The following is a 14,753-nucleotide window of genomic DNA, read 5'->3' on the forward strand; positions in this document are numbered from 1 at the left end:
GCATTTTCAACTTGCCCTAGGGGTGCCTAGCTTGCTAATGAACCTTTAAGCGGGTAATATCCTGCGCCCATTTGTCCATAGCCCCTTCACCCTAGGGGCTTTTTTGTCTGGGGTAGGATCTGGCGCGGCTTTTGTATTATAAAGTAGCTTTAGGCCTATAAATCCTATTCCCTTGAGACTGATTATTGTTGAGAAGCAGCCTATGACCACTGGCCTTTACCGGATAGACGAGTTCAAAGATAACTGCGGGTTTGGTTTGATTGCCCATTTGAAGGGCAAAACCAGCCATCGTCTACTTAGCACCGCTATTGAAGCGCTGACCTGTATGACCCACCGCGGCGGTATTGCTGCCGACGGTAAAACCGGTGACGGTTGTGGTCTGCTATTGCAGAAGCCCGACAGCTTTATGCGCACTGTTGCCAAAGAGGCAGGTGTGGCGGAATTGACACCCATTTACGGTGTAGGTTCGGTGATGCTGAGCCGCGATACCGCGCAAGCGGAGCAGGCACGCAAGGTGCTAGGCGAAGAACTTGTTGCTCAGGGCTTAGTCGTTGCTGGCTGGCGCGATCTGCCGGTAGATCCAAGCTGCCTTGGCCCTATAGCGCTCAAGTCTCTGCCGCTGTTTAGCCATGTGTTTGTCAACAGCAGCGATCTGCCCTTAGAGCAAGTGAATGCCCGCTTGTTTATGGCGCGCCGCAAAGCCGAATTGCGCCTCGCAAGCGACAAAGCGTTTTATGTGGCCAGCTTGAATACCGGTGTCATCTCCTACAAAGGATTGATGATGCCTGTTGATTTGCCGCGCTTTTTTGCCGACTTGGCCGATCCGCGTTTGGAAACGGCTATCTGTGTATTTCATCAGCGCTTTTCGACTAACACTACTCCGCAGTGGCCCTTGGCGCAGCCGTTCCGTATGTTGGCGCACAACGGTGAAATCAATACAGTAGTGGGCAACCGCAACTGGTCGGTAGCGCGTACCCCCAAATTTATTACCCCTTTGCTGCCTGATTTGCAAAGTGTTAAACCGCTGGTAAACCGCACTGGTTCTGACTCCTCTAGCCTCGATAATATGCTCGAAGTCTTGATGCTGGGCGGTATGGAATTGCACCGTGCGATTCGTATGCTGGTGCCGCCTGCCTGGCAAAATATTGAAAATATGGACCCAGATCTGCGCGCCTTCTACGAATACAACTCTATGCACGTAGAGCCGTGGGACGGTCCCGCTGGTTTGGTAATCACCGATGGTCGCTATGCGGTTTGTACGCTCGATCGCAATGGTCTGCGCCCTTCGCGTTGGGTTATCACCAAAGACGACATTATTACCGTGGCCTCAGAAGTGGGTGTGTACGCCTACGAGCCTGCAGATGTAGTGGCTAAAGGGCGCCTTGGCCCAGGCCAAATCATGTCGATAGACACCCAAACCGGCACCCTGCACAGTACAGCCGATATCGACAATCAATTGAAAATGACTCAGCCCTATAAAAAGTGGCTGAAAGAGCGCGCCCTGCGTGTTGAATCCACACTCAACACCGATGCTAAAGAAAATGGCCTAACCGGCTTGGCACTCAAAGCCAACATGAAAATGTATCAAGTCAGCAATGAGGAGCGCGATCTGTTATTGCGCCCGCTGGCTGAAGGTGGTCAGGAAGCGGTTGGCTCCATGGGTGACGATACCCCTATGGCGGTGTTGTCGCGTCAAGAGCGCTCACTTTACGACTACTTCCGTCAGCAGTTCGCACAGGTTACCAATCCTCCGATTGACCCGCTGCGCGAAGCGATTGTGATGTCGCTGGAAACCTGTTTGGGCCGCGAATTACCGGTTTATGACGAGCTGCCAGAACACGCTGATCGCATCATCTTAAGTTCGCCGGTGTTGTCGCCCGCTAAATTCCGCGGCTTGTTGGCGTTGAATCGCCCAGGTTATCCCTTGGTGCAATTCTCGCTGCACTACGACCCTGCGGCGAGCAATTTGAAAACGGCCTTGGCCAAACTCTGTGCTGATACCGAAGCTGCCGTTAAAGGCGGTGCTGTGCTTTTGGTGCTGAGCGATAACGACTTTCAAAAAGGTTTATTGCCAATTCAAGCACTCTTGGCGGTAGGTGCGGTGCATCAGCATCTCACCAATGTTGGCCTCCGTTGCGATGCCAATATCATCATTGAAACCGGTAGCGCGCGCGATCCACACCAAATTGCGGCTTTGATCGGCTATGGCGCAACGGCGGTTTATCCCTTCCTCAGCTACTACGTGCTCAATGATTTGATTGAGTCGGGCGAGCTGCTGAGCGATGTGGATAGCGCCTATAAAAATTACCGCAAGGGTATCGACAAGGGCTTGCTCAAAATTTTGTCGAAAATGGGTATTTCTACCATTACGTCTTATCGCGGCGCGCAATTGTTCGAAGCCATTGGTTTGTCGGACGAGATTGTGAGCATCTGTTTTGAAAGCACGCCTTCACGGGTGGGCGGTGCGCGCTTTGAAGATCTAGAAGTCGATCAAAAAGCCTTGGCGCAAACAGCTTGGTTGGAGCGCAAATCGATTGTTCAGGGTGGTTTGCTCAAGTATGTGCACAACTCTGAATATCACGCTTACAACCCCGATGTGGTGCAAACCTTACAAAAAGCAGTGCAAACCGGTAACTATGCCATTTGGCGTGACTATGCCGATTTGGTCAACAAACGCCCAGTCTCCATGCTGCGCGATTTGCTGGCGATTCGCGCTGACTGCAAGCCTATTCCTCTGTCCGAGGTAGAGGCTGCGGAAACTATCTTTAAGCGTTTTGATTCGGCGGGTATGTCCCTCGGTGCCTTGTCACCTGAGGCGCATGAATCCTTAGCCGAAGCCATGAACCGTTTGGGTGGCCGCTCTAACTCAGGCGAGGGCGGTGAAGATCCGCTGCGCTATGGCACCATCAAAACCTCCAAAATTAAGCAGGTGGCTTCTGGCCGTTTCGGCGTGACCCCCGCTTACTTGGTTAATGCTGAAGTATTGCAAATTAAAGTTGCTCAGGGTGCTAAGCCCGGTGAAGGTGGTCAGTTGCCTGGCGGTAAAGTAAACGAACTGATTGCTCGTTTGCGTTACTCAGTACCTGGCGTAACCCTGATTTCGCCACCTCCGCATCACGATATTTATTCGATCGAAGACTTGGCGCAGCTGATTTTTGACTTGAAGCAAGTCAACCCCGAAGCGCTGGTATCCGTGAAGCTGGTATCGCGCCCAGGTGTAGGTACTATTGCTGCCGGTGTGGCTAAGGCCTATGCGGATTTGATTACTATCTCCGGCTACGACGGCGGCACTGCAGCAAGTCCAATGACGTCGATCAAATACGCGGGTTCGCCGTGGGAATTAGGGTTGTCTGAAACCCATCAAACCCTGCGTGCTAACGACTTGCGCGATAAAGTGCGGGTACAGGCTGACGGCGGTTTGAAAACTGGCTTGGACGTGGTTAAAGCGGCCATGCTTGGCGCCGAGAGCTTCGGCTTTGGTACTGGCCCTATGGTGGCCTTGGGATGTAAGTACTTGCGTATCTGCCATCTCAATAACTGCGCGACGGGTGTTGCTACTCAACAAGATAAACTGCGTAAAGATCACTACATTGGCACCGTTGAAATGGCGATGAACTACTTCAAGTTCGTGGCCGAAGAAACTCGTGAATGGCTGGCCCGCTTGGGTGTGCGTAGCTTGGGTGAATTGGTTGGCCGCGTGGATCTGCTGGAAGTCTTGCAGGGCGAAACCACCAAGCAACAGCAGCTGGATTTGAGCCCGATTATTCATACCGATGACTTCTTGGCGACCAAGCCACAAGTGTGCGGTGTGGCGCGCAACCTTCCCTTCGATGAGGGCGCTAAAGCAGAAGCCATGGTGCGTGAGCTATTGCCCGCTATTGAAGCCAAAACCGGTGGTGAGTTTAGTTTCCATATCACCAACTGCGACCGCTCCATTGGCGCGCGTATCAGTGGTGAAATTGCTAAACGCTACGGCAACCAAGGCATGGCCGATAAGCCAATTACCTTGAAGTTGACCGGTATCGGCGGTCAGAGCTTTGGTGTGTGGAATGCCGGCGGCTTGGACATGTATTTGGAAGGAGATGCCAACGACTACGTTGGTAAGGGCATGGCGGGCGGTAAGTTAGTATTGCGTCCACCGCGCGCCTCTGAATTCAAGTCGAATAAAACCAGCATTATGGGTAACACCTGTTTGTACGGTGCGACCGGTGGTAAGTTGTTTGCTGCAGGTACGGCGGGTGAACGCTGTGGTGTGCGCAACTCCGGCGCTCATGTTGTGGTTGAAGGTGCAGGCGATCACTGCTGCGAATACATGACCGGTGGTGTGGTGACGGTGTTGGGCCAAACGGGCCTGAACTTCGGCGCGGGTATGACCGGCGGTTTCGCCTATGTATTGGATGAGGCCAATGACTTCGTGGACAGATATAACCACGAGTTGGTAGATATTCACCGCATTAACAATGAAACTCTGGAAGCCCATCGCAACCATTTGCGCAGCGTCATCGACGAGTTTACGCGTGAAACCGGCAGTGCTTGGGGGCAGGAGTTGCTCGATAACTTCGATGATTACATTGGCAAATTCTGGTTGGTAAAACCCAAGGCGGCGAGCCTGGGCAGTCTCTTGGTGAGCTTTAAGCAGCGCGGCGAATAACCGCGGATTGCTCAGTCATCTAGGCAAATTACCCTTGTGGATTTATGAGAGGCAGAACAAATGGCCGCACGCTTAAGTAACGTATTTCAATTTCAGGATGTGAGTCGTCAAGACCCGTCCAAGAAAGACATGAACACTCGCAGACACCAGTTTGTGGAGATCTACCAGCCCTACACCAAAGATGAAGTGGCGGGTCAAGCCCATCGCTGTCTGGAATGTGGCAACCCCTATTGCGAGTGGAAGTGCCCAGTGCACAACTTCATTCCCAACTGGTTGAAGCTTATTTCTGAAGGCAATATTTTTGAAGCGGCAGAGCTGAGTCACCAAACCAATACGCTGCCCGAAGTTTGTGGTCGCGTGTGCCCACAGGATCGTCTCTGTGAAGGTGCTTGCACCCTGAACGATGGCTTTGGTGCGGTGACTATCGGCAATGCTGAAAAGTACATTACCGATACTGCTTTCGCCATGGGCTGGAAACCAGACATGTCTAAGGTGACCTGGACTGACAAGAAAGTCGCCATTATTGGCGCTGGCCCTGCGGGCCTTGGCTGTGCGGATATTTTAGTGCGCAGCGGCGTTAAGCCGGTGGTGTTTGATAAGTACCCGGAAATCGGTGGCTTGCTGACCTTTGGTATTCCTGAGTTCAAGTTAGAAAAATCGGTCATGTCACGTCGCCGTGAAATCTTTACCGAAATGGGTATCGAATTCCGTTTGAATACCGAAGTGGGTACCGACATCACCATGGAAGACTTGCTGCGCGATTACGATGCAGTATTCATGGGTATGGGTACTTACACCTACATGAAAGGCGGTTTCCCCGGTGAAGAGTTACCCGGTGTTTACGATGCCTTGCCGTTCCTGGTGTCTAACGTAAACCGCAACCTCGGTTTTGAAAAAGACGCGGCCGATTTCATCAGCGTAAAAGGTAAAAAAGTGGTTGTGCTCGGTGGTGGTGATACCGCTATGGATTGCAATCGCACCTCAATTCGTCAAAGCGCCAGCAGTGTGAGCTGTGCCTATCGTCGCGACGAAGAGAATATGCCCGGTTCCAAGCGCGAAGTGGCCAATGCACGCGAAGAAGGCGTAGAGTTTTTATTCAACCGTCAGCCTGTTGCGATTGTAGGCAACGACAAAGTTGAAGGCGTTAAAGTAGTGACCACTAAGATGGGTGCACCTGACGATAAGGGGCGCAGCCGTCCAGAAGTAGTGCCCGGCTCAGAAGAAATTCTGCCTGCCGACGTAGTGCTGATCGCCTTCGGTTTCCGTCCTAATCCACAGCCTTGGTTTGCAACCAATGGCGTGAAGACCAATGATTGGGGTGGCGTGGTTGCCGCTGAAAAGCAGCAGTTCAAGTTCCAAACTTCTAACCCTAAGGTGTTTGCGGGTGGCGACATGGTGCGCGGCTCGGACTTGGTGGTTACGGCGATTTGGGAGGGGCGCGAAGCAGCTGAAGGTATTTTGGATTACCTGCAAGTTTAATTGGGGTAGAATTCCATTGCTTAGTTAACTTAACTAGCCCCGCTTTGTGCGGGGCTAGTGCTATCTGGCCGGGGTTTTTACGGCAATCGCCAGTTTTTGGCTAGCTGCCAGTGCAATACTGGCATCGAGGAAATAATAATGACCGACTTAAAAAATGATCGCTTCCTGCGTGCACTGCTAAAACAACCTGTAGATGCTACCCCTGTATGGATGATGCGCCAAGCGGGTCGCTACCTGCCTGAGTACCGCGCTAGTCGCGCGCGCGCGGGTGACTTTATGGGGCTTTGTACCAACCCTGAAATGGCCTGCGAAGTTACGCTGCAGCCACTCGATCGCTACCCAAGCTTAGATGCTGCGATATTGTTTTCCGATATTCTCACTATTCCCGATGCCATGGGCTTGGGTTTGTATTTTGAAACCGGTGAAGGCCCCAAATTTCGCAAGCCAGTGCGCACCGAGGCGGATATAACTGCCCTGCAAGTCATTAAACCGGAGCAGGACTTGCCCTACGTGGTCAACGCGGTAAAAACCATTCGTCGCGAACTCAATGGCCGTGTGCCTTTGATTGGCTTCTCCGGCAGCCCTTGGACGCTTGCGACCTATATGATTGAAGGTGGCTCCAGCCGCGACTTCCGTCGCGCTAAAGAAATGCTCTACAACCAACCGCAACTCATGCATCAGTTGTTGGATGTATTGGCTGATTCAGTTATCGCTTACCTGAATGCGCAAATTCTTGCCGGTGCGCAAGCGGTACAAATATTTGATACCTGGGGCGGCGCTCTGTCGCATGCGGCCTACCAAGAGTTTTCGCTTAAATATATGCAAAAAATTGTGGCGGGCTTGATTCGCGAAAATGAAGGTCGCCAAGTGCCAGTCATTCTGTTCACCAAAGGTGGCGGTCAGTGGCTTGAAGCTATGGCGGCTACAGGTGCAACAGCATTGGGCTTGGATTGGACGACGGATATTGGCCAGGCGCGCGCGCGCGTTGGCAAGCAAGTCGCCTTGCAGGGCAATATGGACCCGACCATTCTCTATGCTTCACCTGAGCGCATTCGCACAGAGGTAGCCTCTATTTTGGCAGCCTACGGTGCAGGCTCTGGGCACGTATTTAATCTGGGGCACGGTATAACGCCCGAGGTTGATCCCGCTCATGCGGGGGCTTTTATTGAGTCCATACACGAGCTGTCGGCCCAGTATCATCAGTAGGTCGTCGCTGATTTAGGCACTTTGGTCTTAGGGCTCTGGTGCTTGCCAACTATCTTGATTACACTCGCCACAAGTGTCTTACGTTTGTTCGGTGCATGCCAATTTAGATGTGTGCCGCAAATTAGTTAATTTGACGATAAGTGTGCATCTATATCTGGTAAAGTTCGCTGATCTAGCTCGCCACCCAGAGTGGCAACATGGGAGTTGTTGTGGGAATCAAGCAGGTAAAGATTGATGTCAATGAATTAAGTATCGGCATGTATGTGTCGGGCTTGGATCGGCCTTGGTCGCAAACTCCCTTTCCGCTGCAGGGCTTTTACCTACGCGACCTTGGTGAAATCAATCAACTTAAAAGCCTCTGTAACTACGTTTATATCGACGTAGAAAAAGGGCGTGGACCTATAGCTGCTAACTTAAAAGCCATAGGCCCCAGCGGTAAAAAGGCGACTAATCCTCGCGAGCGCTCGGGTACCTTTAATGAAACGGTTGCACCCTTAAAAATTCAGCGCGGTCTCTATCGCGAAGTAGAGCCGCTCCAAAAAGAAGTCAAAAAAGCTCGGCAATTACATCAAAAAGTATACGGCGCTGTTTCGGAGATGGTAGAGCAGCTGGAGCACAATCAGCTCGATGGTACTTCGCTAGGCGAAACGAAACGCGTTGCCAGTGAAATGGTCGACAGCGTATTGCGCAACCCCGATGCCTTTACCTGGTTGTCGCGGGTACAAGAAAAAGATGAATATACCTATAGCCATGCTGTGCGCTCATCGGTGTGGGCGATTTTGTTTGGGCGTCATATCGGCTTACCCAAACGCGAGTTGGATGTATTGGCTATGGGGGTTTTGCTTAAGGATGTGGGCAAGGTCATGCTCGATACCAAGCTTCTTGCGAAACTTGAACGGACCGCAGAAGAAGAGCGTGTTTACGAAAGTTTTGTGGAATTGGGTGCTGATATTCTGCGCAAGACGCCTGGCGTAGAGCCGCGGGTGATCAGTGTCGTGAAAACCCACTGCGAGCGTTTAAATGGCAGCGGTTTCCCGCAGGGCTTATCAGGGGACAAGATACCTCTGTTAGGCAAGATTGCCGGTATAGTCACCTACTATGATCATGTCACCAATCCGCGCGGTTCGCGCCATCCTATAGCGCCCTCCAAGGCGGTAGGTAAGCTGTACGAGTTGCGCAATTTACAATTTCAAGAAGAGTTGGTTGTAGAGTTCATTCGCGCCATTGGTCTTTATCCTACGGGAACTTTGGTGGAGTTGAGTACGGGTGAAGTGGCCGTTGTGGTAGAGCAAAATTTTGAACGCCGCTTAAAGCCCAAGGTGATAGTGGTGCTCGATGCAATAAAGTCGCCGCTCGATGAGTATTTACTGTTGGATTTGTCGGAAGACGACAGGCGTAAACAAGAGCTGTTAGATTCGGGTAAAAAAACCCGTTATGAAATTGAAAAAATCGAAATTGCACGAGATCTTGAACCCGGCAGTTTCGATGTTGATATCACTGCAATTCGCGATCACTATCTCATGCGTACTGAGAAAAAAGGCCTTATGGCGCTCTTGAGTCGCCTTACGACTAAAAGCTAATTTACTTTTAGGTTGCTGTTTTCCAAGCCATTGTCGATTAATCGGCAGTGGCTTTTTTATTGGCAGTGGTTTCCTAATTGGATGAGGAGGCTAAGTCTGCATCGCTATTCGCTGTTCCACGCGCTATGTCCCCAAAAAACACATAACAAAGAGAGAATCAGGCCATGAATAAAGATGTCTGCCGTATAAACGCTAGGCTAGGAATGTTTAGCTGCTATGAAGGCGCTGCCAGCGCTTACACCTATGACCACAGCGCGCAGACTTATCGTTTGAGCGCGAACAGTAGCTGCGCGCCATGGCTCTATGTGAAGCTGGAGGGAGATTTTATTATCAACACCCAGCTGCGTGCTTTAGCTGCTGCAACGAGTGCAGGTTTAGAGTTGCGCTCTAGTAACCATTGCTGGCAATTGGCGCTAAATGCTCAGGGGCTGGCTGAGCTTGTTATTTCACATGTTGATGGCACGCAGCTTAGCTGTAGCGATCTAGGAGCGGCGGATGTGTTGCAAGTAGAGCGTAAAGGCAATCAGTTGGTGTTTTCCTATGCACAGTTTGGCGATTGCCTCAGCAGCTTAGCTCTAGATTTGCTGCCATTAGATGAGACTGAAGCGGCGTTGGCGATAGGCTTATATGTGCGCACAGATACACACGCCTGCAGCGTCGATTTTTATAATCTTCGCCTGAGTATTCCGGCGTGGGAAGGGTTGGTTCCTTATACGGATTATCTCGGCAGTCATCTAGAAATACTTGATGTGACAACAGGCGCGCGCCAAATAGTTTACTCTACCAGTGCTGGTATAGAAGCGCCCAACTGGACGCCTGATGGTCGCACCTTAATTTACAACTCCGCAGGGTGCCTATTTAGTTTTGACCTGGCGACGCAAACGGTTAGCGCGCTCGACACGGGCTTTGCGCTAAAAAACAATAACGATCATGTATTGAGTTTCGATGGCCAGCAGCTGGCTATCAGTCATCACTCTGCGGAGCATCAGGGCAAGTCGATCATTTATAAGTTACCCGCAAGCGGTGGCGCGCCAGTGCAGTTAACAAGCCAAGGGCCCTCTTATTTACACGGTTGGTCGCCCGACAATCAGTTTGTGATTTACACGGCTGAGCGCAATGGGCAGTTCGATATCTATCGCACCGATACTCAGGGCTCAGGGGTTGAAACCCAGTTAACCAATCAACCGGCGCTGGATGATGGTTCGGAATATTCGCCCGATGGCCTGTACATTTATTTTAATTCTGCGCGCACTGGCACCATGCAGTTGTGGCGTATGAACGCCGATGGCAGTGCGCCAACCCAGCTCACCTTTGATGATTACCAGAACTGGTTCCCTCATGTGTCGCCCGATGGCCAGTGCTTGGTGTTTTTATCCTACCTGCCGGAAATGCAGGCCGATAAGCATCCCTATTATCAGCACGTCTATTTACGTAGTTTGAGCTTAAAAGAAGATGCCGCTGAGCCGCAGGTTATCGCCTATGTCTACGGCGGGCAGGGTACAATCAACGTCCCTTCTTGGTCGCCCGATAGCAGTCGTGTGGCTTTTGTGAGCAATACGTGTTTGGTAGTTGAATAACCTCACACCGACACCGTGTCTACCTATTTTTTAACGAGAACCTATGATGTTTGAATGGATCGCTAGCCCTGAAGCTTGGGTTGCTTTGGCAACGCTTACTGCCCTAGAAATTGTACTGGGCATCGACAATATTATTTTCATTTCTATTTTGGTGGGCCGCTTGCCCGAACAGCAGCGCCGCTTTGCGCGCAATGCCGGTTTGGGTTTGGCAATGCTGACACGCCTCGCGCTGTTGTTTTCATTGGCTTGGGTGATGGGCTTAACCGATCCATTATTCAGTGTATTTCAATACGCGGTATCGGGGCGCGACATTATTTTAATTGGCGGCGGCCTGTTTCTTATCGCCAAAGCGACTCATGAAATTCACAACAGCTTAGAGGGGGCAGAAGATGAAGCGCCGAATGTGACGGCCAATGGCTTGGCTATGGTACTGGCGCAAATTGCCATTCTCGATATCGTTTTTTCACTCGATTCGGTAATCACGGCGGTAGGCTTGGTGAGCCAGGTGCCGATTATGGCAACGGCGATTATTATTGCCGTGGGCGTGATGTTATTTGCGGCCAAAGCGATTGGCGATTTTGTGGATAGCCACCCTACCATTAAAATTTTAGCGCTGTCATTTTTAGTCATCGTCGGTTTTACCCTCATGGTCGAAGGCTTTGGGGTGCATGTGCCTAAGGGCTATATTTATTTCGCCATGGCGTTCTCCTTAGGCGTTGAGATGATTAACATCAAAATGCGTAAGACGACGGAAAAGCCGCTGCAGTTGCGCAAAGAGTTTAGTGAGCAAGATGTGAGTAAGCGCGAGTAATTTGATCGCTCACTAAAAAACAAAAGGCCGATCAGTGATCGGCCTTTTGTTTTTGCTGCAATCGTTTTATTTCGAATGTTGGTGAACTCTATAGCGCAACACGACTACCGCCAATAAGCCGAGCAATAGTAGCCAGCTCGCAGGTTCTGGCAATTCAGTGCTTGTGCTTACTGTGACGCGGTTGCCTGTGATGCTGTCTGCGTTCAGGGTCAAGCCATAGGCGTCGCCCAGCACTAAATTGCTGATGGAGAAATCGGCTGCGCCCACTGCGACAGTGTTAAACACCAGTTTGAACAGGGTGAAACTACCGGCTTGCAGCAGATTTAGGTCATCAGCTGAATCTATGGATACCTCAAATAGTTGGAGCAATCCGCTGGTGGCTGAGTTTGCATCTTGCAGACTACCAAAACCGAGTAAATCCAGTTGGTTGCCCACAAGATTATCGCCCCATTGAATCGAGCTGAAGCTAAACAAACTCGCGTCATAATGCAGGTTGAGTTCATAGCTGCCGAGTGAAGCAGCACTGCCTGCATCTAAGCCGCTAATGCGCGCTTCAACATCTACTGTGTTGCCGAGTTGAATATTGTTGTGTTGGGGGATCAGGTCGATGCTAATAGCCTGGGCGTTGAAGGCGCAGCAAAAGCTTAGTGCTAGCAAATTTGCGATAATTTTTTTCATAATAAACTCCGTAATGAAGTGGCAGGCTTGAAGGCAAGCCTGCGCATAAGATTGATTAAAGTGCGCAGCCAGGGCGCGTGCACTGCAAGCTCAGGGCGCGGGCATCCAGCACATCAATCGTACCGTCGCCATTTACATCGCGCTGATCCAAGGCGGTTGGGGTGATGCCGCGTGCGCGGGTAACTACGAGCAGATCGTTTTTGTCTACATCGCCGTCGCCATCTAAATCGATAATTAATTTAAGCGAGATTAATAGCGGGTCGTGGTCGGACGATCTGTAGGCGTTGGGTGCGTAGAGGTTATTAATTTGCGCGACGGATTTGTATTCGGTGTTGTAGTCGAGGCTGATGGCTTCATCGGCATTTATATGCCAGTCGGCGGCGAGTAACACTTGCGGGTTGAGCGAGCGACTAGCGAGGCCGTGATCCAAGTAACCGGCTTGGCCATCGAATACATAGGAGTAGGCGCTACTGCCGCCAAAGCGGGCGATCAAGTCAGTGAAGCCAGCGTTAGTGAGCGTGCTAATGGGATCTTCTTTGGCATAGGCATTGAGATCGCCGATGATCAAGTAATCGCTATCGCCTACTTGCGTGGGGTCGCGGCTCAACCAATTGGCCAATGCTTGCGCAGCTTGGGTACGGGTTAGGTTGCAGTTGCCCTGGCCGTCGCCGGTGTCGCTATCGCCTAGGTCATTGCAGTCGGAACCTTTGGATTTTAGGTGGTTAATGGCGAGCGTAATAACGCCGCGACCTTGCATGGCGCGGAAGCTCTGCGCCAGTGCTGGGCGGTTTTTGGTGTCGATAAACAGCGGTTCAATCGATGAATCCAAAATAGCACTGGTACCTATGGCGGTGGCGCGATCGCCGCGATAGATAAAGCCCACGGCGATTTCGTCGGTGCCAATTTTGCTCAGGCCGGGGTTAATGTAGGTCCAGCTGTTGTTGCCCGTTGCTGCGCGCAAGGCAATGGTTAACTCGGCGATAGCGCTGTAATTGTCATAGCCATCGTTTTCAATTTCTAGCAAGCCGATTACATCCGCATCTAAACCTTTTAACGCGCTTACAATCTTCGCCTTTTGGCGGGCAAATTCGGCGGCATTATTGGCGCCGCGCGCGGTGGGGAAGCCGCCGCCTAGGCCATCGCCATTAAAAAAATTGAGCACGTTAAAGCTGGCGACTTTTAAGTTTGCACTGCTATCTGCCGTTGGCGCGGCAGGGCGTGGGTTGCTTTGGCTAAAGTTAGGAGTGCTGGTGGGTAGCAAGCGGTATTCGCCAAAGTCGTAAGAAATCACGCCGCGCAAATTAGCAACCGTATCGCCGCTGCGCACAGGATTATTAGCCGACAGGCCGCCTGCGGGGAAGGGGATAGGATCAGGGTTTTGTGTATTGCTCGCATCATCCAAGAGCAGTTGGTTCAAATTGTTTTGTGCTTGCAGTGCATTGGCGGCAGCGCCCGGCGTTACGACATTGGTCGGTTGTTGCAAGCGCCCGTTTGACAATACTAGTTGGCCGTAGCGACCTAAGCCATAGGTTTCGCTGACGGTGAGGGTTTGGCTGATCAAGGTGCTCATGCCTTCGATAGCTTCAAATGCATCCAAGCTGGCAATCGGCAGGCTGATAGTTGCGGGCGTTGGCAGGCTTTGGTTGCTTGCGCACACTGAAACTTGCGCGGCAGTCATCTGCGTGAGGCCGAAGGTCTCAGCAACAGTGCCGCTAACGCGCACTTTATCGCCCAGTGCGACGGGCGTAGTGCTGACAACAAAAATCCCTTCAGAGGTGAGCGGGTTGTCATCCGCGCGTGCATCACTTTGCTGCAGGAAGAAGCCACCCAGTTGATTGGCGCCTTGGAAGTTGGCGACCACAATGGCTTCTATCGATACGTTGGTGCCAACTAAGGGGCTGGCACTACCACTGCCTTGAATGCTGGAGATTAAGGTGCTGCTGGTACCGCAAGCGCTACTTGGCACTGTTCCTCCATCGCCATTACCGCCGTTACTTCCGCCACCATTACTGCTGCCTTGATAACTGCCTAAACCATCAAAGGTGTTGGTGGCATAGCCTTCCCACTCAAGGGCGGGGTCGAAAGCATCCGCGGGATTGGTGTCGCCGCTGGTGACTGAGGTTTTGCGGCGCAAGGTATTATCGGCTGTGCTGGTAAGGCCTGTGCCCCACTCTGTACCTGGGTTGTAACCCACTTGGCCGATAACATCCAAAATACTGGTGCCGTTTTTAAGTACTACAGCATCATTGCCGTTATACCAGCCCGAACTGTTGGTTTGATTGGCGACTGCCACAATGCTGCTGTCGGCACTGCCATGAGCGACGACCCATACGCCCAGCGCAGGAATGCTCCCCGTCATCGCAATAGTCACACTGGCCGTGCTATTGCCGTTGGAATACATCTCGATTTTGTAGCCACTTAAATCTATGGCCTGAGTGCCGCTGTTATAAATTTCCAGCGCTTTGTTATTGCTGCTGCCTTCAATGTATTCAGAAAAGTAAACGGCTGCGCTCGCCGGAAAAGCGCTGAGTGCGCCGAGGGTACAGGCAATTGCCAGGGGGGATTTTAGGCGCTCGAAAATAGTCATAGCTGCTCCTTGATGGGGGTGATCGCAAGTGGATCGGGTCGCTGCGCAGCTTAGGGGGAGAATGTTACTGATCCGTGGCGGGAGTTAGACGTTTAGATGATGTTTTTGTGACTGCGAAGGTTGGGCGTCAAGGCGCAATAACCCTGTGCAGGCGGTAGCTGTTTAAGGCGAAGTTATGGGAAAA

Annotated in this window: 8 protein-coding genes; 6 read left to right on the plus strand and 2 right to left on the minus strand. The window is 51.6% G+C overall.

Annotated elements, in window-relative coordinates; genetic code table 11:
- Window positions 1-202: 202 nt before the first annotated feature.
- From gltB to AC0KUT_RS02530, 6 genes are all read left to right on the plus strand, one after another.
- Window positions 203-4,651: a glutamate synthase large subunit gene (gltB, locus tag AC0KUT_RS02505; protein ID WP_488833271.1), complete on the plus strand. Its 4,449-nt coding sequence runs from the start codon at window positions 203-205 to the stop codon at window positions 4,649-4,651.
- Window positions 4,652-4,711: 60 nt separating this feature from the next.
- Entirely contained in the window at window positions 4,712-6,130 is a 1,419-nt protein-coding gene (locus AC0KUT_RS02510; protein WP_488833274.1) for an FAD-dependent oxidoreductase, read from the plus strand.
- Between the two features lie 138 nt (window positions 6,131-6,268).
- A complete protein-coding gene (hemE, locus tag AC0KUT_RS02515) occupies window positions 6,269-7,336 on the plus strand; it encodes a uroporphyrinogen decarboxylase (protein WP_488833275.1) in 1,068 nt (355 codons plus the stop codon).
- 197 nt (window positions 7,337-7,533) lie between these two features.
- Window positions 7,534-8,916 carry a cyclic di-GMP phosphodiesterase gene (locus AC0KUT_RS02520; protein ID WP_488833276.1) on the plus strand — a complete coding sequence of 461 codons (1,383 nt, stop codon included), beginning with the start codon at window positions 7,534-7,536 and terminating at the stop codon, window positions 8,914-8,916.
- A 164-nt stretch (window positions 8,917-9,080) separates the two neighbouring features.
- On the plus strand, window positions 9,081-10,493 hold the full coding sequence (locus tag AC0KUT_RS02525; RefSeq protein ID WP_488833277.1) for a TolB family protein: 1,413 nt from the start codon (window positions 9,081-9,083) through the stop codon (window positions 10,491-10,493).
- 43 nt (window positions 10,494-10,536) lie between these two features.
- Window positions 10,537-11,304, plus strand: a complete 768-nt coding sequence (locus AC0KUT_RS02530) for a TerC family protein (protein ID WP_488833279.1) — start codon at window positions 10,537-10,539, stop codon at window positions 11,302-11,304.
- A gap of 66 nt (window positions 11,305-11,370) precedes the next feature.
- Here AC0KUT_RS02530 and AC0KUT_RS02535 read toward each other — a convergent pair whose 3' ends face one another.
- Together AC0KUT_RS02535 and AC0KUT_RS02540 are read right to left on the minus strand one after the other, a co-directional pair.
- The gene (locus AC0KUT_RS02535; protein ID WP_488833281.1) at window positions 11,371-11,982 is read right to left on the minus strand and encodes a cohesin domain-containing protein; all 612 of its coding nucleotides are present in this window, start codon (window positions 11,980-11,982) and stop codon (window positions 11,371-11,373) included.
- 55 nt (window positions 11,983-12,037) lie between these two features.
- Window positions 12,038-14,569 carry an ExeM/NucH family extracellular endonuclease gene (locus AC0KUT_RS02540; protein ID WP_488833283.1) on the minus strand — a complete coding sequence of 844 codons (2,532 nt, stop codon included), beginning with the start codon at window positions 14,567-14,569 and terminating at the stop codon, window positions 12,038-12,040.
- Window positions 14,570-14,753 lie beyond the last annotated feature (184 nt).

Source organism: Cellvibrio sp. 25HG11W-0 (assembly GCF_057815475.1).

What these genes read in the sequence shown, in the direction of transcription:
- AC0KUT_RS02520 (WP_488833276.1), top strand. Translation starts at nt 7,534, where the DNA reads ATGGGAGTTGTTGTGGGAATCAAGCAGGTAAAGATTGATGTCAATGAA.
- AC0KUT_RS02535 (WP_488833281.1), bottom strand. Translation starts at nt 11,982, where the DNA reads ATGAAAAAAATTATCGCAAATTTGCTAGCACTAAGCTTTTGCTGCGCC.
- hemE (WP_488833275.1), top strand. Translation starts at nt 6,269, where the DNA reads ATGACCGACTTAAAAAATGATCGCTTCCTGCGTGCACTGCTAAAACAA.
- gltB (WP_488833271.1), top strand. Translation starts at nt 203, where the DNA reads ATGACCACTGGCCTTTACCGGATAGACGAGTTCAAAGATAACTGCGGG.
- AC0KUT_RS02525 (WP_488833277.1), top strand. Translation starts at nt 9,081, where the DNA reads ATGAATAAAGATGTCTGCCGTATAAACGCTAGGCTAGGAATGTTTAGC.
- AC0KUT_RS02540 (WP_488833283.1), bottom strand. Translation starts at nt 14,569, where the DNA reads ATGACTATTTTCGAGCGCCTAAAATCCCCCCTGGCAATTGCCTGTACC.
- AC0KUT_RS02510 (WP_488833274.1), top strand. Translation starts at nt 4,712, where the DNA reads ATGGCCGCACGCTTAAGTAACGTATTTCAATTTCAGGATGTGAGTCGT.
- AC0KUT_RS02530 (WP_488833279.1), top strand. Translation starts at nt 10,537, where the DNA reads ATGATGTTTGAATGGATCGCTAGCCCTGAAGCTTGGGTTGCTTTGGCA.